The sequence below is a fragment of the Hymenobacter seoulensis genome (assembly GCF_054780535.1).
Map to the genome: position 1 here is coordinate 416,307 of NZ_BAAGWD010000002.1, position 21,938 is coordinate 438,244.

A 21,938-nucleotide genomic window follows, 5' to 3' on the forward strand; every position below is an offset into this window, starting at 1 on the left:
TAGCAGTAAAAATGAAAGCCGAGATGGAGTAGGCATGGCCCGTTTCCACTTCTGGTCTGCTCTCTAAACAGTTGCAGCAGGGTGGGCGTTCCCGGTAAAATGCTCTGCTAGCATAATATTTCCCTAAAGAATATATCTGGGAAAATTCCTTTTCGTCTTAAAATGTCTCTATCTTTTGCAGCGCTAATTCCTTCTCGCATTGCTACATGAAAAAACTTTTACTTTGCCTCAGCAGCCTTACGTTACTAGCTTCCTGCAGTGCGTCCAAAGATGAAGCCCGCAGTAACCGGACTAACACTACTCCGGTGGCCCATAACACCGTGGTGGAGTGTGTGCTTTACGATGGGATGACCAAACAATCACAACAGCTTACCACCGTTACCTCAGGCAATGAGGTGCAGGTATTAGATACGGTAGATGCGTATTTCGTGAAAGTGCGGGTAACTGCCGATGGCAAGACCCATAACGGCTACATGTATCGTAACTGCTTCGGTAAGTAAGCTGAAGCTTGCTTATCCTCGAGTGGTTTACTAGCTCTCATTCTTGCTTAAACACAAAAAAGCCCTGGCTGCTCGCAGCCAGGGCTTTTTTATGGTTGGTCCCTTCTGATACCCTAGTACGAAGGACCTTTGTCGGTTTCTACCAACTTCTCTTCGGCGTCCGCATATTGCTCGAGCGGGGTGCAGGAGCAAATCAGGTTACGGTCACCGTACGCAGAGTCGATTCGGGATACGGCGGGCCAGAACTTGTACGCGCGGGCCCACTCGGTTGGGTACACGGCTTCCTCGCGGGTGTAGGGGCGGGTCCACTCGTGCGTGAGCACGGTAGCAGCTGTGTGGGGCGCGTGCTTTAGCACGTTCTCCTTGGCATCGGCCCGGCCTTCTTCCACGGCCGCAATTTCCTTCCGGATGCTGATCATGGCCTCAATAAAGCGGTCCAACTCTTCCTTGCTCTCCGACTCCGTCGGCTCCACCATCAGCGTGCCCGCTACCGGGAACGATACCGTAGGTGCGTGGAAGCCGTAGTCCATCAGGCGCTTGGCAATGTCTTCTACCTCAATGCCAGCCTTTTTAAACTGCCGGCAGTCCAGAATCATTTCGTGGGCACAGCGGCCGTTAGCGCCCGTGTATAGCACCGGGTAGTGCTCCTCCAAACGGGCCTTGATGTAGTTGGCGTTTAGGATAGCTATGCGGGTCGCCTCTGTCAGTCCTTCGCCGCCCATCATGTTGATGTAGGCATAAGAAATGGGCAGAATGCTGGCGGAGCCCCACGGAGCCGAGGTAACAGCACCGGCGGTGCGGCCATCGGCATCTACCAGCACGTGGCCGGAGAGGTAAGGAGCCAGGTCAGCTACTACCCCAATAGGGCCTACGCCAGGTCCGCCGCCGCCATGCGGAATGCAGAACGTTTTGTGCAGGTTCAGGTGACATACATCGGCCCCAATGGTAGCCGGCGAGGTGAGGCCTACCTGCGCGTTCATGTTCGCGCCATCCATGTACACGCGGCCACCGTGCTCGTGAATCGTCTGACAGATGTCGATGATAGTTTCCTCGTACACGCCGTGCGTGCTGGGGTAGGTTACCATCAGGCAGCTCAGCTTATCGGCATACTGCGCGGCTTTGGCTTTGAGGTCGGCTACGTCAATGTTGCCTTCCTCGGTGCTTTTCACCACGACTACCTGCATACCGGCCATAACAGCAGAAGCGGGGTTGGTGCCGTGGGCCGAGGCCGGAATAAGGGCCACGTTGCGGTGCTGGTCGCCGCGGGCATCGTGGTAACCTTTGATAGCTAGCAGGCCCGCATACTCGCCCTGAGCACCAGAGTTGGGCTGCAGGCTTACGGCATCAAAGCCGGTTACTTCACACAACCATTTCTCCAGGTCCTGGAAGATTTGGGTGTAGCCAGCGGCCTGCTCGCGCGGAGCGAAGGGGTGCAGGCCTCCAATTTCAGGCCACGTTACCGGAATCATCTCGGCGGTAGCGTTCAGCTTCATGGTGCACGAGCCCAACGAAATCATGGAGTGAGCCAAGCTCAGGTCCTTGTTTTCGAGCTGCTTCATGTAGCGCAGCATCTCGTGCTCCGAGTGGTGCGAGTTGAAGATGGGGTGCGTGAGGTACTCGCTGGTCCGGATCAGGCTTGCGGGCCAGTTCACGGATACTTCAGCGGGCAGCGCTACTACCTTGGCTTCTTTGCCCAGCACTTTGCTGAACACCGCCACGATGTCCTGCACATCCTCGATTTCGGTGTTCTGGTTTAGCGAGATGCCTACCTGGTTTTCGCCGAAATAGCGGAAGTTGATACCCGCAGCCTCCGCTTCCTGCCGGATGGCATTTTGCAACTCAGCGCTTTCCAGCTGAATAGCCAGCGTATCGAAATAGAACTCGTTGGTTTGCTCTAGGCCCAGGCTCGTGAGGGTTCCGGCCAATGTTTGAGCTAGGGCGTGCACGTTGGATGCAAACTGGCGGATGCGCTGCGGTCCGTGGTACACGGCATACATGCCCGCCAACACCGACAGCAACACCTGCGCCGTGCAGATATTGGAAGTGGCTTTCTCGCGGCGGATGTGCTGCTCGCGGGTTTGCAGGGCCATGCGGTAAGCCTTGTTGCCAGCCGCGTCAATGCTCTGGCCGATGATACGGCCCGGAATCACGCGCTTGAAGGCGTCTTTGGTAGCCAGGAAGCCCGCGTGCGGTCCGCCGTAGCCCATCGGTACGCCAAAGCGCTGGGAGTTACCTACCACGGCATCGGCTCCCATTTCGCCGGGAGGCGTGAGCAGGGTTAGAGACAGCAAATCAGCCGCCACGGTCACGAACAGGTTGTTGTCGTGGGCTTTCGAAATGAAGTCGGTGTAGTCGTACACGGCGCCGTCGGCGGCAGGGTATTGCAGAATAGCGCCGAATAGGGTCTCATCTGCTAGATCTACCGTGCGGTGGTCGCCTACTACCAGCTCAATGCCGAGAGGCGTGGCGCGGGTGCGCAGTACGTCAATGGTTTGGGGTAGTACTTGCTCCGACACGAAGTAGCGAGTAGCGTTCTTCTTCTTGGAGAGCGAGTGGAACATGTGCAGCGTTTCGGCGGCGGCAGTTCCTTCATCAAGTAGGCTGGCGTTGGCAATCTCAAGGCCCGTGAGGTCAATTATCATGGTCTGATAATTAATCAACGCTTCGAGGCGGCCCTGGGCAATTTCGGCCTGGTAGGGCGTATAGGCAGTGTACCAGCCTGGGTTTTCCAGAATGTTGCGCTGGATTACGGCGGGCAGCTGGGTATCATGATAGCCCAGGCCGATGTAGTTTTTGAATAGCTTATTCTGGCCGGCAATCTTCTTGAATTTCGCCAAAAAAGCCCGCTCCGTGAGGGCTGCGGGCAGGTTCAGCGGCTTCTTCAGGCGAATAGCGGCCGGCACAGTTTCGTCGATGAGCTGGTCAATCGACTCCACACCAATGGTGCGCAGCATCTCGGCCACAGCAGCATCGTCGGGCCCATTGTGGCGGTCCACGAACACATCGGCGGGCTTGGTTTTCAGCAACATAAAAGAAGGGGTGAGGGTGGCAACGGATTAGGCCCTAGGCGGAGCCCTTACAAAGGTAGCGTGAAATGGCTTCACGCTTAAGCCCCAAAACCGGCAAAAGTTTTGGCTTGTTCCAACTTGCGCTACCGATATGGGTAGCAGGGCTTTCCAGCTTAAATATTTTGCCCAGATTTGGGGCAGATTCCCACCCACCACTACCGCATATGCCACCCATCACAATTGGCCTGATCCGCGAAGGAAAAACCCCACCCGACAAGCGCGTACCGCTCACACCCAAAAAGTGCACCGAAGCCGAAGCGCGTTTCCCGGGCTTAAAGATTGTGGTACAGGAAAGTTCGATCCGCTGCTTTTCTGACCAGGAATACCGCGGCCTGGGTATTGAGGTGCGGCCTGAGGTAGCCGATTGCGACATCCTGATGGGCGTGAAGGAAGTGCCCGTCGCGCAGCTCATACCCAATAAAACCTACTTGTTTTTCTCGCACACCGTGAAAAAGCAGCCGGCTAACCGGGAGCTGCTGCGCCAGGTGCTGGCCAAGAATATCACGCTCATCGACTACGAACTGCTCACGGACCGCGACGGCGGGGAGCGGATTGTAGCGTTCGGGCGCTGGGCCGGCATAGTAGGCGCCTACAATGGCCTGCTGACCTACGGGCGCAAACATGGCCTGTATGAACTCAAGCCGGCCTACCAGTGCCTGGATATGGAAGACATGCAGGAAGAGTTTTTCAAGGTGAAGCGGTTGCCGCCCATTAAGATGGTAGTAACCGGTTCCGGAAGGGTAGCCCAGGGCGCCGTGGAAGTGCTCGACCGTATGGGCATCCGGCGGGTGAGCGTGTACGATTATCTGTACCACGACTTCAACGAGCCGGTGTACACCCAGCTGCGCAGCTCCGACTACAACCGCCGTCGCGACGGGCGCGTGTGGGACACCACTGATTTTCACCGCAACCCACAGGAGTACGAATCAACGTTCCAGAACTTTCTGCCGGTTACGAACTTGCTGATTGCCTGTGCGTACTGGCATCCGGCCGCGCCTAAGCTGTTCACGGAAGAAGACACCTGCCGGGCGCACTTCCGCATTGATACCATTGCCGATGTGACCTGCGACGTGGATGGCTCCATCCCGACGACTAAGCGCAGTAGCAGCATCCAGGAGCCCGCTTTTGACTATAACTGCCAGACCGGACAGCTGGAACCGGCCTATTCGCGGCCCGGCAACATCACGGTGATGGCCGTGGATAACCTGCCCTGCGAGCTGCCCCGCAACGCCAGCCGCGACTTTGGCCGCCAGCTCATCGATAACGTATTACCCCACCTCATGCACGAAGGTGGCCCCGATGATATAATTGAGCGCGCTACCATAGCCCGCAACGGCCAACTCACGCCTCGCTACCAGTATCTGGCTGATTACGTTGCGTAACGGCTAGCTACTTTACTAGGTGCCGTTTTCTCCAAAACCGACAAGGCCGTTCCTGAAAACAGGAACGGCCTTGTCGGTGGGAAGAGGCTAGTGGTTTTACTAGGTGGTTTCTAGTCGTAAACCTTCTGGATACAAAGCAACTCAGATGCGCAGCACGGGATAGCGCGCCTGTACCAGCATATATACGCCGTAAGCCATCAGGCCCAGGGCTACAATGCCCAGCACAGCGGGACCCATGGTAGCTAGCAAATCGAAGGCGTCGTCAGTGGTGCCAACCTGACGGGCACTCGACTGGCGACCGGCTTGTACAAAGAAGTAGCCAATAATGGCCATCACAATGCCGCGGGCCGTGTAGCCTACCTGGCCGGTGCGGTACACAATGTTTTGCTGGTTGGCGGGCAGGTCGCTGGCGTTTACGTGCTTCTGGAATTTGCCCGAGTACGCCCGGTAAATCTGGTAGATGCCGCTGCCAATAATAATCAGGCCCACGAGGATGATAATCCACTCGCCGCCGGGCCAGCCCAGCACTTTAGCCGTGAGGGTTTGCTGACCGTTTGAGCTGCTGTTGGCCGAGCCGTTCATGGCCAGCTGCGCCGCGTACCAAGCCAGGCTGGCATACAGCAAGCCGCTGCCAATGTAGCCTAGGCGGCGCCCAATGCCTTTAGCGCCCGAGCCTTTGCTTTCGGTGTCCATGAAGGCCTGCGTGAAGCGCCAGATGATGTAGCCAAGCAAACCGAACGCAATCAGGCCTAGTAAAACCGAGCCGCCGGGCAGCTCCTGCAGCGTTTGCACGGCCTGCTTCTTGTCGGCTGTTTGGCCACCTTGCTGGCCCGTAGCCGCTAGTAGTGCCAAAATACCAACCAGCAAATACACAACGCCCTTTGCCGCAAAGCCAAAGCGGGCCAGCGCCCTGATACCCGACGAGGGGGAGGAAGGAACGGCCGATAAAACGGTGTTAGAAACAGACATGATGCACAGGGTTAAGTAAGGAACTACTCCCCATACGATGAATGCCTTATGCAGGGTTGAGTTGGCGGGAAGGAGAGCGCGCCAACAGGCCGGGCGGTTGGTATACGCAGGCACCCGCCCGCAGCAGCGCAGCATTCTGCGGCAAATTGAGCGTTACCAACGGCTTACCCAGTGCCGGCTCACTTTGCAGCAGCCGCTCTAAGTTGCCGCCTGGGCTCACATAAGGAATAAAAAACCGGTCGGCCAGGTCCGCAATAAGCAGGTTGCGGATTTCGGCAGTTTCTGGTGTGATGCTGTGCACCTCCGGCTCAAAAGGTGACAGAAACAACAGCCGCCCCAGCCGGATGTCGCGCTCATATTCCATCAGCAACGATGGCTGCATACCCCGTGCCAGGGCATACACAATGGGCTGCTGAAAATCACGGCGCAGAAACCGGAAAACAGACTGCTCTAGCCGCGAATGAAACCCAGAAAGCACACAATAGCCCAGCTGCCGCTGTTCCATAGCCCACAAGTACGTGATGCGCTCAATGCTGGGCGGGTACTCACGGGAACAGAAAAAAGCAGTTTTAGGCAGCCGTAGTAAGGCTGTATTCCCCACCGCACGCAATTCCTCAACCGGGGTTTTCATACATGTTGCTGATGACTAAAGTTATAAAAAATATTGAATGGTGTATATATTACTAGCCACTAGCTTGTTATAAACGCAACAAAGCCCGACACTAATTAGTGTCGGGCTTTGCTTAATTTGTACAGCTACTTAAAACGTGCGCTGAAACCAGTGCTTAATGTCATCAATTGTTTCGCCAGTTTTATGCTGCAAACGGCCAAACCATTCATCCTGCGTGCCTTCCTGATAGTCCAGGTCGTCGTCGGTGAGGTTGCCCCACTTCTGTTTAGCCTTTCCTTTTACTTCATTCCAGTTGCCGCGGGCCCGCAGTTCGGTAGCATCATCGATGCCGTTATTATTAGCGTCCATAAGGGTGTCAGATTAGAGTGGAAATGGTAGGCTGTGTACGGCTGTGCTTAAAGAGGAGTTGCGTGGCCCACTTGCCCACCGCTTACCATACCCGGTTTGCGCCTATAGTATACCTAGTAAATAAGGCCAAGATGCTGTAATATAAGGTGTTAATAAGTAAAATGTATTGTTGAAGAATAGAAAAAACTATGGCCCACATTCAGTATCATTGACACATATTTTCAGCTACTTATCAGAATGGATGATTTAAGAACTACGCTAGCTACTTTTTCACCCGATGACCGGAAAGAATTCCGGCAGTTTATTCAGCGCCAGCGCCGTAAGCAGAAAGGGCGGATGGACTTGAATCTCTGCGACTTGCTGCTACAGCCGAAGGAATACAACACCGAGGAATTATTACGGAAGCTTTATCCGGAAGAGGCCAATGCCGTGGCGTATTATGCCCTGCGCAAGCGCCTTATGCGCCACCTCACCGATTACTTGTTGCTGCGCCAACGCCAGCAAGACCCCACGGCCGCTTCCTCAGTACGGGGGCTGCTCACGCTGGCGCAGTATCTGTTTGATGCCGGTGTGCCGCGGCTGGCCTGGAGCACGTTGCGCAAAGCTGAAAAGCTGGCGTGCCAGAACGAACAGTATGAACTACTTAATACGGTATACAACCTCCAGATTGCACAAGCCAACAGCAAGTATGGTGATGACTTGGCCGACATCATCCGGCGCCGGAACCTGAATAAGAAGTATGCCGATGAGGAAGAGCGGGCCAACATTGCCGACAGCCTAATTCGGCAGCGCCTGCGCGAAGCCCGCGTAAAAGGTCGGGCCGGCGAATCGTTTGATGTGATTCTGCAGGATGTGCTGCGCGAGTATGACTTGCAGGAAGCCTTTGCCCGGCGCCCGGCTCTGCTTCACCGCCTCATGTCCATTGCCCGGGCCGCCATGCTCGTGCGCCGCGACTACCTCTCGTTCACGCCCTTTGTGATGCGCTGCTACCACCTCATGGAGAAGCGCCACGGCTTCCTGCCGGCCCACCGTGAGGCCCAAACGGGGCTGCTGTACATGATTGCGCATGCCCTGTACCGCACTCGGCGCTTCCGCGAGTCGGTGGAGTACTTGGAGCGGCTCCGGGCAGTGCTGGATGCCGGCCCACGGTTGCACGCCGCCACGCTGCTACCGCGCTATACGTTTCTGCTGGCCGCCAACTACGCCTTTTTGCGCCGTAACCCGGAAAGCATTCGGCTGCTGGAAGACATTCTGCGCACGCCCCTGTCTCCGCGCGACCAACTCACGGCCCGGCTGGGCCTAGGCTTCCACTACTTCGCCGAAGGGCAGTTCCAAAAAACCAACCAAACCCTCATGGCTATTGGCCGCTCCGACCACTGGTGCGAGCAAGAAATGGGGGTAGAGTGGGTGCTGAACCGGAATATGGGCGAGATGCTCACGCAGCTAGAGCTCGGCAACCCCGACTTAGCCTTCAACCGCCTGCGGGCCATTGAGCGGCTGATTAAGGAACGCTTCGGGGCTGATGGGGGTGGATACTCGGCGGTGCTGTACTACCTGCAACTCGTCCGCGACATCACCGAGAACCCAACCATTGTAGGCACTACCGCTTTTGCTGCTAGGGCTGCCCGCATCCCGGCCTTTGTGCCCTTAGAGAAGGAAGATTTGCAGGCACTGAGCTTCTACAGTTGGCTTCAGGCGCGCATTAAGGGCCGCCCCTACTACGAGGTGCTGCTGGAACTGGCCGGTGCTACGGAACCCATTTTAGTTGCTTAAACACTAGCCCCTGCTTGGCCCTAAAGTGCCCAAGAAGACCACAAAAAAGCCCGCGCTAGCAGTAGCGCGGGCTTTTTTATATGCAGGCAGTATGTCCTTAGTTATTCTGAGCAGCGTTGATTTCTGCTTTGGCGTCGCCGGTTGCTTCCTTGGTTTCGGCTTTCACCTCGTTGGCGGCTTCTTTGGTTTCGGCGGCCGTTTTATCAGCAGCATTTTCTACGGTCTGGCCCGCGTTGTCAACGGCATTTTCGGTGGTATTAGCGGCGTTGGTAGCCTCGGCAGCGGCAGCATCACCTGCATTTTCGGCAGCAGCCTCCGTATTATCGGCGGCAGCCTCTGCATTCTGCTTGCCTTCTTGAGTGCAGGAAGTAGCAGCAAATGAAATAGCAACGACAGCAAGCAGGGTTTTGAACAGCGTTTTCATGGAGCAGATATACGTATGAAGGATTGAGAGAAGCACAACAGCTGGCGTTGTACCTAGCTTAATATCAACTGCCTCGGAAAGTAACCCACTAGCCCGTAGCAAGAGCCGAAGCTTGCCTACCAGGCCTTGGCTAACTCTCAGCTGCTACCTTCGTAGTAGGGCCAAACCGTAGCGTTAGTGGCCGGTTTTTACTGCTTTCAGATGATGGTTCGGGTTTGCCTTTTTTTGGTTTTGCTGCTGAGTGCGGCGGTTAAGGTGCAAGCGCAGGCCAACGATGGGTTTCAGCGCCGTGACGGTAGCATGTTTACGGTGCGCAACGGGGAGGCGCGCCTCCTTACCCGCGACGTACGCCTGCCTAATGGGCGCCTCATCACCCGCGACGGATTTGTGGTAAGCCGTGACGGCCAGCGCACCGAGCTTAAGGATGGACAAGGCTGCTCGTTGCTCGGCGAACCCGTGGCTGTCAGCAAACAGGACGATGGCCGCTTGCTACTAGGTGCCCGTTCTTCTGTAACTCCCGCAAGTGCTGCTCAGAATGCGTGGGGGCAGCGGTGGAAGGGACGCGGCAAAGGCAAGGGGCACGGAAAAAACAAGTGGAAGCGCAAGCACGACGATTAAGCGGCAATTGCTCCGCCTAGTGTGTTCACGCGGCTAGGCTGCTTTGTAAGCCCAACCCCTTACTCAGTAATTTCCTGCCCATCACGGCCGATGTAAAAGCGGCGGCCTTGCTGCACTACCTGAGCACGGCCTTGCGCATCAAAGTCGGTGGCGCTGGTATAGCGGCTGAAAGGAGCAATTCCTTCGGTGGTATCGGCTAGGTACTCGGGGCGGATAAAGGTGAAATACCCATCGGTTTTCACCCGGGCCAGTTCCTGATCGAAGGAGTAGGCTTCCTGAAATACAACGGGTGCAGCGGCGGACTCCTCGGGGCCCGTGATGTAGTGCCAGCCCCGGTAGTCGAGTACTGCCGCGTAGCCCTCGGCAAAGTCGCGGGCAGCATAATAGAAGGCCCCAAATTCTTCGCCTTTTTCATCCAGAAAGGTATACAGCCGACCTACGCGGGCCCTGGCATAGGGGCCACTGAACGGAAATAGGGCATCGTAGGCAGGCGCGATAACTTCTTCGCCTTCATCATCCAGAAACCCGAAAACTCCATCCCGCTCCGCCACGGCGCGGTGCTCCCGAAACTCCCCGATGCTGGTGTAACGGGCCTCGGCTAGGGTATCGCCATCAGAGGCGAGCAGGCCGTACTGGCCGTTTTGCTGAAAAGCAAGGGGCACGTCATGGCTACCGCATCTGCTAACCCCAACCACGGCTAAAACGGCTACTACCCCGGCCCCAGCTAAGTAAGTAGCATTGCGCGGCTGGCTCCGGATTCGGCTCGCGAATGACCCTAGGCGGGCACCCGCATGCCGCAAGGCTGGGCGCAACCGTTCTAGGCCCGCCAGCAACTGTTGGCGGGCCTCTGCCGGCCGGCCAAACTGCACCTGTTTTGCAGATGCCGGTGCGGATGTTTTTTCAGTGGCTGGTGTGCTGGCTGGCGAAGTACCGCTGGTAGCCGACGGGGTAGTAACGGCCGGCGGAATGGCGGTGCTGCCCAGCGCAGGTATGGGTGGGGCGGAGGAAAGGCGCTGAATCAGGTTTTCCAGCTGCTGAATTTTGCTGCCTAGCTCCTGGTTCCGGTTGGCCAGCTCCGCGCGGTACGCCTGAATGGAGTTTTCCAGCGCCATCTTCTCCTGTTTTTCGGCCGCGAGCTGGGCTTGCAGATGGGGCGCATCGGGCGCTACCGGAGCCGCGGCGAGTTGCTGCTGCAGGTTGGCTATGCGCTGCTCTCGCTCCGTTTCGCGCGCCTGCATGGCCCGGAGTTGCTGGCTGATATCGGCCTGCAAGCTGGTGCGCAAGTGCTCTAACTCCTGCTTTTCCTGACTGCGGGCTTCCAGATCTACTTCGTAACCGCTGGTGCGCCTGTCAACCTCATCTATATCTTCGGCACCCAACCACCGCCATAGCTTGCCAGCCTTTTGCCGCAAGGCTGCCCCGGCATCCGGGTTCGTTCGGGTAGTTTCCTCTGAGGCAGAGGGTAGGGGCGGCAAGTCGGCTAACGGCAGGTTTAGGCTGTGAGCCAAGTGGTGGTAGTCGGCCGCCGTAAGGTCGATTTCAGGGGTAGCAAGCTGAGTGAGCCGGCGCGTGAAGCGGGTTGGGTCAGGGAGTAAATGAAAGGTAGCGGCAGCTGGCACCGCGGCCATCTGGGCCTCCACGGAGGAGCTGAACCGTACCGGCGCGCTAAACAGCGTCAGGCCAGTAATAAACTGCAGGTTAGCAGCTTCGGGTGGCAGATGAGGCGCCAGCCAGGCGGCCAGAGCCGTGCGCTGCTGTTCAAAGCGGGCGTAGGGGTTAAGGGCGTTGTCGGGCAGCTCCAGTGGGGCGCCATCCAGCAGCCAGGTGCCGGTGCGCAACTCCGGAATGTGCAGCTCGCCGCCGCCGGGCAGCAGTTGTAGCAGCGTGATGCTGCGCGGCCGCAGTACCACCGCATCTACTGGTTGAATTGCCGGGCCGGTTGAGGGCGAAATATTGCCTAGCAGCAGCGTGTCCGGCGCCCCGGTTTCGGCCCGTAGCGCAGCCGTTACGGCTTCAAATTGCTGCTGACGGGTACGTGAGGAAAAAGGAGCAGCTAAGTAGGTATGCAACATAAACACGCGGCAGGGCCGCAACTTTTCGGCCAGAAGTAAGCGCCGGGGTTGTATGAGGGTTATCGGCCGGAGGTAGGCCAACTTTTCCGCGCCGGGGCAAGTATAGCCTGATACCTCTCCTGCTCATTTCTTGTTTTTACACTCATGGATTCCACTGCTTCCACCCCCCAGACCCCGGCTATCCCCACTGTGCAGCTCGACGTAACCGACCAGCAGAACACAGCATTGCTCGAAGATACCCTGAACTTGCTGAACGGCGGTGCTCCCGAGAAAATCGGCGACCAAGGCCTGACGGAAATTGACCGTTGGGTTGAAGTGCTGCGGGCCTCGGAGCGGCCTGGCCTAGCCAAAATTATTCAGGAGCTGACCACGCTACGCGAGCAGCTTTCCGCCTCCGATACCCAGCCCCACGACATGGCCGAAACGCTAGCTACACTTGGCGCCGAAACCTCCAAAGTGGCCGACGAAACCTCCGATGGCTACAGCGCCCCGTTGGCACAATTAGGCAAACTGCTCATTAAGCTGGGCTCCACTCTCTCTCGCAAAGACTAAGCTGGCTGCTAGGTCCGGCTTACGCACAAAGCCCCGGCTGCAAGCAGTCGGGGCTTTCTAATGGGGTAGCAACTCGTCGGATGCCAGGGGTGTAATTCAGCTTGCTGTTGGGTAGTGGAGTGCCGCTGTAGCACAGGTTCGGACGCTTTCTGCACCTAGTGGCCGCAGATGTAGCCGTTGCCCGTACTTTTGCGCTTTCATTTCTGTCAGCTATGTCCGAGTTTCAGCCCCTAGACAACCTAGCGTTGTATGATCCTTTTGAAGGCATGCGCTTTAGTATGCGCCACTGCTTTCTGTGCGGTACGCCCACTACCCCGCTCCAGGATACCATACCGGTATTTGCCGAGTGGCTGATGACGCGCTACCAGCTGCACGAACGGCAGATTAAACTGCTGGACCTGAGCATTGTAGCCTATCAAGACCTCCGGATTGCCTGCTGCCCAACCTGCCGAACGCAACACGTAGAGCCGCTGGAGGCACGCTTGGAAGCAGCAGCTGCGCAAGGCATAGCAGTCTTTCGGGAGCTGGATGAGCAGACCCTGTTTTTGTGGCTGGGTAAGATGTTTTACGGCATCCTGATGACGGAGCTGCTAAACGAGCTGGACCCACTAGCTAAGCCCCAGTATCCGCTGGCCGAAAATGCTCAGTTTCTGCGGCGTTTTCAAGCCTTTTTCCAGCCGTTGCAAGCGTTGCGCGTACCCATGGAGTACGATGAGTTTACGCCCGGTTCCGTATTCATTCTGGAAACCGACCCGCAGGAAGACCCGCTGCCTTTCTGGTACGATGACGACCTGAGTACACTCGCATTCAGCATTAAGCTCGATGAAACCGTGCTGGTAGCCTGCCTGGTAGATAATGGTATCATTCAGCAGGCTATGCGCCGCGTGTATCACGATGCCACCCGGCCATTACACCCGGTGCAAGTGGCTGAGTTTAAGGCCCGCGTGTACTATGCGGCGTATCTGCTGAACGTAATTCCCGACTATTACCCCCGGGCAGTGCAGCCAGGAGATACGGAGGTGGTGATGGATACGCTCATCGACGACGTAACCAACTCCATCTTTAATCCGTGGGAAAACAGCGCGTATGCCCAGTCGTTGCTGGAAATGTGGAAACAATGGCAGATTCCATTGGAAGAAATCATGTGTAATCCTGAGGAGCCGCTGTCGTTTTTGTATGATGCTGACGGGCAGCCACAGGTACTAGCTTATTATCCGCCGCAAGGATAGCGGTCAGATAGAGAGGAGGTTACGCTAAGTTTAACTGGCTTGCCAAGTAGGCTCCGGCCCGAGCTTGCTAAGCCGGATATTAGGCCAACGGCCTTCTAAGCCTTTTTTGCATTCACGCTCGTTCACCAGCACGTCCACGCAGTGGCGGTGGCGGCGGTTCATGGTGTCGTGAATAATATAGACGCCGTCGAGGTCGTCGGAAATACCGTGTACGCGCACTTTTTCGCCGTACTTGAATGGTCCGCCCCACTTGTCAAGTAGGTCGCGGGAAACGGCAAGCCAGCGGGTTTTGCTGGAATGGCGCTTTGGAATGATGGAGCCGTCGGCGGTTTCCATCGGGTTGTCATCCGTCTGACCCACTTCGGGCCAGTAAGTAGTTGCCGTCACGCGGTACGACAAAGTCAGGGGCGCCTTTTTTAGGGGCATCACCGGTATGGCTACGCCAACCGGACGGGGGCTTAGGCTCGCCACGGTAGAGGGCAGGGCCAGAGCAGAAGCAGAAAGGGTACGGGGAGGGAAGAGGAACGTCAGTAGGAATAGCGCAATGGACATGGCTTAGGGGTTCGTGAACTCTCGCAATCTGGTCCGGAGAGGATGGACAGCCGGCCCGACTCGGCTATGGGAAGAGCGCCATCTGCATTAGCACAGAAAAAACGCCCCAGTAAGTATAGTAAGCGGCGTTTAGGCCGAAAACAGACAGGTTTAAGGGTAAAAGTGGAGCTAAATATAGATAATTATTATAATTAGTTGTACTTACAAAATGATGTGTTTTTGAAGGGGTCAAAGGTACACACTTTTTTTTAAATGGATTTTTGACCTATGCTAATGAAATTAGTATTTAGGCATAGCTAAAACCTGATATAGTCCGGCCCCTTACGCGGGCTGCTGGCAGAAGGTTGTACTAGGTATAGGAACCTCCCGGGAGAGAGTTCGTATGGAACTAACAAGCTCAGCCTTCTTACTTGAGCGGCCTCACAGTTTCTCTTTCCTACTTCTCTATTCATGCTATATTCTGCTGTTTCAGGCTACCAAGCCACCGGACGTGGGCTGGGGTTGCTAGCCATTTCGTTGCTAGCCGCGTGCTCTTCACCTGCTCCTTCCACTGATGGGGCCACTTCCACTGCCACCGACTCTACAGCTACTACCCCAGTGGCACCTGCCAACTCACCTTTACAGGTGGTAGCTCAGTTCCGGGAGCCGCAAATGGTGGGAGTAGCCGTGCTGCCTGATGGTCGCGTGTTTGCGGATTTTCCGCGCTGGGACAATAACCCAGTAGCGCCAGTAGCAGAAGTTGGGGCCGACGGTTCGGTTAAGCCTTACCCTGATGCCAACTGGTGCGCCTGGAACGAAACGGTTAAGAACGAGCCCCAGAAACACTGGATCTGCCCCCAAAGTGTACATGCCGACAAAACCGGCATGCTGTGGGTGCTTGACCCCGCCTCTCCGGGTATTAAAGGCACAGTACCCGGTGGGCCCAAGCTGGTCAAGATTGACCCCAAGACCAACCAGGTTGTGCAGAACATCAGCATCCCCGAAAACGTTGCCTCCCGCAAATCTTACCTCAACGATGTGCGCATCGATACCCAGAATAACTATGCCTACATCACAGAATCGGGGGTAGGAAGCTTAGTGGTGGTCGATTTAAAATCTGGCAAGTCGCGGAAGCTGTTGGCTACGCACCCATCCATGATGGGCGATACGACCCTCAACATCAAGGCCGATGGCAAGGAACTGATTGATGCCAGCGGAAAGCGGGCCCGCTTTAATGCGGATGGCATTGCCCTGAGCCAGGACATGCAGTACCTCTACTGGAAACCCCTAACGAGCTACACGCTATTCCGAATTAAAACGGAAGCCCTGCGTAACCCGGCTTTATCAGATGCCCAGCTGGCTCAACAGATTGAAGACCTAGGCAAAGTGCCTGCCTCCGATGGAATGGAAATCGATGCAAAAAACAATTTGTACCTGACGGCATTCGAAGACCACTCCATCAAGCGCCGCACTCCCGATGGCAAGATAGAAACCGTGGTGCAGGACCCCCGCCTTGAATGGCCCGATACGTTTGCGTTTTCCGGCGATGGTAAAACTCTTTATGTTACCACCTCAGCCATTCACAAAACCCCTACTTGGAACAAAGGGGTAGGCAAGCAAGACCAGCCCTACTACATTTTCAAGATGGCTACCCCTCAGTAGAAGGTAACTATTCAGGAAGGCCGCTTCTGGTAGCAGAGGCGGCTTTTCTTTTTATTTGATAGATTGAAAGTTGTTAGATCTAACGCTACACCTCAAGAAATTATATGGTTGATTTATAAGTTTATTTGAACATGCGAATATCAGTTTCTGCTTTCTAATTCTGCTATTTACCTTTACCCCCGAACCATCAGCTCCCACCGCATGGATGCTTACTCCTACATCGCCAATGCCCACGGCGAATATATTGATCAACTGTACCAGTCCTACAAAGCCGATGCGCAATCGGTTGACGTAAGCTGGCAGAAATTCTTTGAGGGCTTCGACTTTGCTCAGCAGTACTCCGAAAACGGTGGTGCGCAGGCTGATGGCGAAGGCGTGCTTACTACCTCGGCTAGCACCAACAACGCCGGAAGCATTCGGGCTGTTGACGCAGTTTCGGCCGATAAGGAAACGCAGGTACGTAACCTGATTCATGCCTACCGCAGCCGTGGTCACTTAGTAGCCCGCACTAACCCGGTGCGGGAGCGCAAAGACCGCAAGGCCCGTCTTAGCTTGTCTGATTTCGGCCTGAGTGAGGCTGACCTCGATACTACTTTTAAAAACGGCGAAGTAATTGGGCTGGGCACCAACGCCAAGCTCCGCGACATTGTGGCCGCGCTGGATAAAATATACACCCGCAGCATTGGCTTCGAGTATATGTACATCCGCGACCCACAGGTACTCGACTGGTTCCGCGAGAAAGTTGAAAAGGACTCGCTGAGCTTTAACCCTGGCGTGGAATACAAGAAACGCATCCTGAGCAAGCTCAACGAAGCCGTTGTATTCGAGAATTTCCTGCACACCAAATTCCTCGGCCAAAAGCGCTTCTCGCTGGAAGGGGGTGAAACCACTATTCCTGCCCTCGACGCCATCATTCGGAAAGGTGCCGAGTTGGGCGTAGAGGAAGTGATGATTGGTATGGCCCACCGCGGCCGCCTGAACGTGCTAGCCAACATCATGGGCAAAACCTACGAGCAGATCTTCTCGGAATTCGAGGGCACTGCCGTACCGGACCTGACCATGGGCGACGGCGACGTGAAGTACCACATGGGCTACAGCAGCCAGGTAGATGCCGGCAGCCGCAGTGTAAACCTGAAACTGGCCCCCAACCCTAGCCACCTGGAAGCGGTGAACCCGGTAGTAGAGGGCTTTGTGCGCGCCAAGCTCGACCATGGCTACAACAATGACTACAATAAGGTGTTGCCCATCCTGATTCATGGCGATGCTGCCGTAGCGGGTCAGGGCATTGGCTACGAGGTAACGCAGATGTCGCAGCTGGAAGGCTACAAGACGGGCGGAACCATTCATTTCGTAATCAACAACCAGGTAGGCTTCACGACGGACTTTGAAGACGCCCGCTCGTCTATCTACAGCACTGACCTAGCGAAGATTATCGACGCGCCGGTGCTGCACGTAAACGGTGACGACCCCGAAGCCGTTGTATTTGCCGTGCAACTCGCCACTGAGTACCGTCAGCAGTTCCAGGCCGATATCTTTATTGATATGGTGTGCTACCGCCGCCACGGTCACAACGAGTCGGATGAGCCGAAGTTCACGCAGCCTACGCTCTACAACCTCATCAGCAAACACCAGAACCCCCGCGAAGTATACAACGCCATGCTGGTGCAGCGCGGCGATGTAGACGCGCAACTGGCGGCTCAGATGGACAAGGAATTCCGCGACACCTTGCAGGCCCGGCTGGACCTAGTAAAGCAGAAGCCGCTTCCTTATAACTACCAAGCCCTCGAAAACGAGTGGCGCAGCCTGCGCCGCAGCAAGCCCGAGGACTTTGAGCAGTCGCCGGAAACAGGTATCAGCGAGGAGCTGGTGCAGAAAGTTGGCAAAGCCCTCACGACGCTACCCGAAGGCTTCCGCCCCCTGAAGCAGATTGAAAAGCTGATGGAGGAACGCAAGAAGATGTTCTTCGAGTCGCGGACTCTGAACTGGGCGGCGGGCGAGCTGCTCGCCTATGGCTCGTTGCTGGCTGAAAACCACATTGTGCGCCTAAGCGGCCAGGATGTGCAGCGCGGCACGTTCTCACACCGCCACGCCGTGTTGCACGACGCCGAAACGTCGGCACCGTACAACTCGCTGAATTACATTGGCGAAGGCCAGGAACAGTTGCGCATCTATAACTCGCTGCTAAGTGAGTACGGCGTCCTAGGCTTCGAATTCGGCTATGCCATGGCCAACCCCACGGCGCTGGTTATCTGGGAAGGACAGTTCGGCGACTTTGCCAACGGCGCCCAGACCATGATTGACCAGTTCATTGTGTCGTCGGAGAGCAAGTGGCAGCGCATGAACGGCCTCGTGATGCTGTTGCCTCACGGTTACGAAGGCCAGGGCCCCGAGCATTCCAATGCCCGCCCCGAGCGGTTCCTGCAGCTAGCCGCTGAGAACAACATCATCGTGGCCAACATGACCACGCCGGCCAACTTCTTTCACGCCCTGCGCCGCCAGTTGACCTGGGAATTCCGTAAGCCGTTGGTGGTGATGTCGCCCAAATCGATGCTGCGCCACCCGCTGTGCGTATCGCCGGTGGAGGAATTCACCTCCGGTACCTTCCGCGAAGTACTCGGCGACGTATACGCCGAAGACAAAAAGGTGAAGCGCGTGCTCTTGTGCTCGGGCAAAGTGTACTTCGATTTGCTGGAAGAGCAGCAGAAGTCGGGCCGCAGGGACGTGGCGATCGTGCGTCTGGAGCAGCTGCACCCCTTCCCCAAGAAGCAACTGGATGTGGAACTGGCCAAGTATCCAAAGGCAAAAGTGTACTGGGTACAAGAGGAGCCCGAGAACATGGGCTACTGGAACTACCTGCTGCGCTTTATGCGCCGCGAGCTAGAAGATGTGATTTCGCGCAAGCCTTCGGCGTCGCCGGCTACTGGCTACAACAAGGTGCACGTGAAAGAGCAGAAAGACTTGGTAGCCCGCGCCTTCGATAAGCCCATGGAGGCTGTGGCCGACAACAACATTGAAGCCACTGCCGAAATTGCTAAGAAGCAGGACTAAGCACAGCGCCCGACTGCTTCCGTACCGTAAGGATACTAGGCACTCGGGTGCTGCAAAGTCTCTCCCAATAAGTCGTTCAGGAGTGTAAGCTGCTTAGCTTGCGCTACAACCCCACCGAAACCCTTCAATTCTCCCACCTATGGGTCTGGAAATTAAAATCCCCGCCGTTGGCGAGTCTATCACCGAAGTTACCATTGCCAAATGGCTGAAAGCCGACGGCGACACCGTAAAGCGCGACGAAATCATTGCCGAGCTGGAGTCGGATAAGGCCACGTTTGAGCTGCCCGCCGAAGCCGATGGCGTGCTGAAAATCCGGGTAGCCGAGGGCGAAACTATTGGCATCGGGACTACCATTGCTGACATCAGCGGTGATGGCGTAGCTAGTGCACCAGCGGCTTCGGCCCCTGCGGCAGCTCCGGCTGCTAGCACTTCGGCAGCCACCAGCGCTGATCCAGTAACCCAGGGCGAGCAAAACCCACAAGCCAGCAACCAGAGCGGCTACGGTGGGTCGCAGGCCGGCTCGGTTGATACGCCAACGGCTACCGCTCCGGCAGCTGCTCCAGCTGGCAATGGTGGCGGTGGTGCCACGGTGGAGATGAAGATTCCGGCAGTAGGGGAGTCCATTACGGAAGTAACCGTAGCCAAGTGGCTGAAAGAAGACGGCGCCCAAGTACAGCGCGACGAAATTATTGCCGAGCTAGAGTCGGATAAGGCCACGTTTGAACTGCCTGCTGAAGGTAGCGGCACGCTGCGCCATGCTGCCAAGGAAGGCGAAACCATTGGTATTGGGGCAACCATTGCCCGCATTGAGGGAGGTAGCGGCGCTGCGGCTCCTGCTTCAGCTCCGGCCACTGCTCCGGCTGCTAGCCAGGCTGCTTCAGCGGCGGCAGCTCCCGTATCTTCCAGCGCTACAAGCTACGCTACCGGCACGCCTTCGCCCGCGGCTGGTAAGATTCTCGGTGAGAAAGGCATTAACCCCGCCGATGTACAAGGCTCGGGCCGGGATGGTCGCATCACCAAGGAAGATGCCCAGAACGCTCAAGCTCGTCCGGCTGCTCCAGCTCCGGCCGCTACCCCTGCTGCTCCTGCTAAAGCCCCCGCGGCAGTTCAGGCGGCTCCGGCAGCTAGTGGCAACCGCAACGTACGCCGTGAGCGGATGAGCAACCTGCGCAAAACCGTAGCCCGTCGTTTGGTATCGGTGAAGAACGAGACGGCCATGCTCACTACCTTCAACGAGGTGAACATGCAGCCCATCATGGACCTGCGCAACAAGTTCAAAGACAAGTTCAAGGAGAAGCACAGCGTGGGTCTTGGCTTCATGTCGTTCTTCACGAAGGCCGTGTGCGTGGCCCTGAAAGAATGGCCCGCCGTGAATGCCCAGATTGATGGCACCGACATCCTGTACAACGACTTCTGCGACATCAGCATTGCGGTATCAGCCCCAAAAGGCCTGGTAGTGCCCGTAATCCGGAACGCCGAAGAGCTGTCGTTTGATGGAATCGAGAAGGAAATCGTGCGCCTCGCTACTCTGGCCCGCGACAATAAGCTCACTATTGAGCAAATGACCGGCGGTACGTTCACCATTACCAACGGTGGTGTGTTCGGCTCTATGATGAGCACCCCGATTATCAACGCACCGCAGTCGGCTATCTTGGGGATGCACAATATCGTGCAGCGCCCGATTGCCGAGAACGGGCAGGTAGTGATTCGCCCCATGATGTACCTGGCCCTCAGCTACGACCACCGCATCATCGACGGCCGCGAGTCGGTGTCGTTCCTGGTGCGCGTGAAAGAGCTCCTCGAAGACCCAACGCGTCTGCTTCTAGGTGTGTAACCAACTGTGAGTCTAGAATATAAAAAGCCGCGTCTCTGCTCTGAGACGTGGCTTTTTCTTTAAAACTGGGTACATCAGCTTGTACAGCTTCAAGCACAAAAAAGCCCCATGGAATAAACCATGGGGCTTTTTTCGGGTGGGTGGATGGGGTGAGGAAGGGGCGGGTATTAGGGGTGGGAATTTAAAAACGAGAGGTTAGGCACCCCGCGACACAGAGGCCATACTAGCCACTTTGGTCTTGGCTTCTTCGGCCTTGGTGCCAGCAAATTTTTCGTCAACGGTGCGTTTTAGCAACGAAACCCAGCGCTGAAACAGGGGGCCTTGCGCGGGCATGGCCGAATGCAACGGTACCATCTCGCCCTCTTTGTAGCGGGTGGTACCTAGCAGGGCCGTGCTCCAGTAGTCGTAAAGCGAGGTGAGGTGGCGGGGCCAGTGTACGCGCGCTACGGCGCTACACAGCGGAGCCAGCAGCTCATCTTCGTTTGCTTTGCTGAACGCGGTATCCACCAGCGTCTTGATGTCACCTTCGGTGCGCAGATCAGGAAGAGTCGGAGTTATAGCCATACTGAAGAGGGGTAGGACGAGTGGATACGTAGCGAATTTACGCAGGTTGCAGAATATTCGCCAGTTATAAAGAAATATTTTCCAGCATTCTTTTGAGGTCTTCCTAATCGTGGCCCAATAGTATCTAAAATAATTTATAAATCTCTCTTTATAAAAAACTTACAGAATGTGCAGCGGGTCGCGGGCTTGCCTGATTCGGTACTCAAAAACGGTGGCAATATTGCCCGCCTTATGAATGGCTTCATCGGCAACGGGGCCACTGAAATGCGCATCTACATTCTCCACGAACAGGGTCAGCCAGCGCCGGAAATGCTGGCTATCTACGGGCAAAGCCAGATGTTTGGGAAACGGACGGCCCCGGTAGCGGCCTGTGCCAAGCAGCAGTCCACTCCAGAAATCGTACATGGTAGCCAGGTGGCGCGGCCAGTGGCCCTGCACCACTGCCTCGAAAATGGGGCCTAGCAACTCGTCTTGCTGCACCCGGCTGTAAAAGGAATCTACCAAAAGGCGGATGTCGGCCTCCGTGGAAATATCGGGCAGAGAAATAGCAGAATCAGCCATAGCCAAAGAAGAAATACGGTGAAGGAGAAGCGGCAGCAAAAATACTGGGTAAGGAGGTTCAGGCCTTTTGGCTACCTAGTACATAGCAGGCGTATTACCAACCAGTAGTAGGTTTGGCCGCTTATGCACCCTAGTAGATAACAGAGTTACGCTCAGAAACATGCCCCAAACA

At 56.2% G+C, this 21,938-nt stretch carries 18 protein-coding genes; 9 read left to right on the top strand and 9 right to left on the bottom strand.

Going from position 1 to position 21,938, the window contains the following annotated elements:
• The first annotated feature begins 206 nt into the window (after window positions 1–206).
• Window positions 207–500, top strand: a complete 294-nt coding sequence (locus ACYVHC_RS09610) for an SH3 domain-containing protein (RefSeq protein WP_460613479.1) — start codon at window positions 207–209, stop codon at window positions 498–500.
• 113 nt (window positions 501–613) lie between these two features.
• Here the strand turns inward: ACYVHC_RS09610 and gcvP are convergent, their stop codons facing one another.
• Complete coding sequence (gcvP, locus tag ACYVHC_RS09615) at window positions 614–3,529, bottom strand: aminomethyl-transferring glycine dehydrogenase (RefSeq protein WP_460613481.1); 2,916 nt, start codon at window positions 3,527–3,529, stop codon at window positions 614–616.
• 203 nt (window positions 3,530–3,732) lie between these two features.
• On the opposite strand from gcvP, the gene ACYVHC_RS09620 reads away from it, so the two are divergent.
• Window positions 3,733–4,950, top strand: coding sequence for an NAD(P)-dependent oxidoreductase (locus ACYVHC_RS09620; RefSeq protein WP_460613482.1), 1,218 nt, complete (start codon window positions 3,733–3,735; stop codon window positions 4,948–4,950).
• A gap of 141 nt (window positions 4,951–5,091) precedes the next feature.
• Here ACYVHC_RS09620 and ACYVHC_RS09625 read toward each other — a convergent pair whose 3' ends face one another.
• The 3 genes from ACYVHC_RS09625 to ACYVHC_RS09635 all read right to left on the bottom strand — a co-directional run bounded on the left by ACYVHC_RS09625 (window position 5,092) and on the right by ACYVHC_RS09635 (window position 6,898).
• Window positions 5,092–5,919 (bottom strand): DUF1206 domain-containing protein, encoded by an 828-nt coding sequence (locus ACYVHC_RS09625; RefSeq protein WP_460613484.1) that lies wholly within the window; start codon window positions 5,917–5,919, stop codon window positions 5,092–5,094.
• A gap of 46 nt (window positions 5,920–5,965) precedes the next feature.
• Complete coding sequence (locus tag ACYVHC_RS09630) at window positions 5,966–6,550, bottom strand: hypothetical protein (protein ID WP_460613485.1); 585 nt, start codon at window positions 6,548–6,550, stop codon at window positions 5,966–5,968.
• A 129-nt stretch (window positions 6,551–6,679) separates the two neighbouring features.
• A complete protein-coding gene (locus ACYVHC_RS09635) occupies window positions 6,680–6,898 on the bottom strand; it encodes a CsbD family protein (RefSeq protein WP_460613486.1) in 219 nt (72 codons plus the stop codon).
• A 237-nt stretch (window positions 6,899–7,135) separates the two neighbouring features.
• Here ACYVHC_RS09635 and ACYVHC_RS09640 point away from each other — a divergent pair, with 237 nt between their 5' ends.
• Window positions 7,136–8,671 (top strand): hypothetical protein, encoded by a 1,536-nt coding sequence (locus ACYVHC_RS09640; protein WP_460613488.1) that lies wholly within the window; start codon window positions 7,136–7,138, stop codon window positions 8,669–8,671.
• Window positions 8,672–8,768: 97 nt separating this feature from the next.
• Here the strand turns inward: ACYVHC_RS09640 and ACYVHC_RS09645 are convergent, their stop codons facing one another.
• Window positions 8,769–9,095 (bottom strand): hypothetical protein, encoded by a 327-nt coding sequence (locus ACYVHC_RS09645; RefSeq protein ID WP_460613489.1) that lies wholly within the window; start codon window positions 9,093–9,095, stop codon window positions 8,769–8,771.
• 231 nt (window positions 9,096–9,326) lie between these two features.
• On the opposite strand from ACYVHC_RS09645, the gene ACYVHC_RS09650 reads away from it, so the two are divergent.
• Window positions 9,327–9,713: a DUF6799 domain-containing protein gene (locus ACYVHC_RS09650; protein WP_460613491.1), complete on the top strand. Its 387-nt coding sequence runs from the start codon at window positions 9,327–9,329 to the stop codon at window positions 9,711–9,713.
• 59 nt (window positions 9,714–9,772) lie between these two features.
• Here ACYVHC_RS09650 and ACYVHC_RS09655 read toward each other — a convergent pair whose 3' ends face one another.
• Window positions 9,773–11,785 carry a WG repeat-containing protein gene (locus tag ACYVHC_RS09655; RefSeq protein WP_460613492.1) on the bottom strand — a complete coding sequence of 671 codons (2,013 nt, stop codon included), beginning with the start codon at window positions 11,783–11,785 and terminating at the stop codon, window positions 9,773–9,775.
• 144 nt (window positions 11,786–11,929) lie between these two features.
• On the opposite strand from ACYVHC_RS09655, the gene ACYVHC_RS09660 reads away from it, so the two are divergent.
• Both ACYVHC_RS09660 and ACYVHC_RS09665 read left to right on the top strand, forming a co-directional pair.
• Complete coding sequence (locus ACYVHC_RS09660) at window positions 11,930–12,337, top strand: hypothetical protein (RefSeq protein WP_460613494.1); 408 nt, start codon at window positions 11,930–11,932, stop codon at window positions 12,335–12,337.
• Between the two features lie 212 nt (window positions 12,338–12,549).
• A complete protein-coding gene (locus ACYVHC_RS09665) occupies window positions 12,550–13,566 on the top strand; it encodes a hypothetical protein (RefSeq protein WP_460613496.1) in 1,017 nt (338 codons plus the stop codon).
• A 30-nt stretch (window positions 13,567–13,596) separates the two neighbouring features.
• On the opposite strand, the gene ACYVHC_RS09670 is transcribed toward ACYVHC_RS09665, so the two are convergent.
• On the bottom strand, window positions 13,597–14,118 hold the full coding sequence (locus tag ACYVHC_RS09670) for an RlpA-like double-psi beta-barrel domain-containing protein (RefSeq protein WP_460613498.1): 522 nt from the start codon (window positions 14,116–14,118) through the stop codon (window positions 13,597–13,599).
• 450 nt (window positions 14,119–14,568) lie between these two features.
• On the opposite strand from ACYVHC_RS09670, the gene ACYVHC_RS09675 reads away from it, so the two are divergent.
• The 3 genes from ACYVHC_RS09675 (at window position 14,569) to odhB (ending at window position 20,641) form a co-directional block, all read left to right on the top strand.
• Window positions 14,569–15,759 (top strand): SMP-30/gluconolactonase/LRE family protein, encoded by a 1,191-nt coding sequence (locus ACYVHC_RS09675; RefSeq protein ID WP_460613499.1) that lies wholly within the window; start codon window positions 14,569–14,571, stop codon window positions 15,757–15,759.
• Between the two features lie 201 nt (window positions 15,760–15,960).
• On the top strand, window positions 15,961–18,807 hold the full coding sequence (locus tag ACYVHC_RS09680) for a 2-oxoglutarate dehydrogenase family protein (protein ID WP_460613501.1): 2,847 nt from the start codon (window positions 15,961–15,963) through the stop codon (window positions 18,805–18,807).
• Between the two features lie 139 nt (window positions 18,808–18,946).
• The gene (gene odhB / locus ACYVHC_RS09685; protein ID WP_460613502.1) at window positions 18,947–20,641 is read left to right on the top strand and encodes a 2-oxoglutarate dehydrogenase complex dihydrolipoyllysine-residue succinyltransferase; all 1,695 of its coding nucleotides are present in this window, start codon (window positions 18,947–18,949) and stop codon (window positions 20,639–20,641) included.
• Between the two features lie 195 nt (window positions 20,642–20,836).
• Here odhB and ACYVHC_RS09690 read toward each other — a convergent pair whose 3' ends face one another.
• Together ACYVHC_RS09690 and ACYVHC_RS09695 are read right to left on the bottom strand one after the other, a co-directional pair.
• Window positions 20,837–21,205 carry a group III truncated hemoglobin gene (locus ACYVHC_RS09690; RefSeq protein ID WP_460613504.1) on the bottom strand — a complete coding sequence of 123 codons (369 nt, stop codon included), beginning with the start codon at window positions 21,203–21,205 and terminating at the stop codon, window positions 20,837–20,839.
• Between the two features lie 159 nt (window positions 21,206–21,364).
• Window positions 21,365–21,766 (bottom strand): group III truncated hemoglobin, encoded by a 402-nt coding sequence (locus ACYVHC_RS09695; protein WP_460613506.1) that lies wholly within the window; start codon window positions 21,764–21,766, stop codon window positions 21,365–21,367.
• Window positions 21,767–21,938 lie beyond the last annotated feature (172 nt).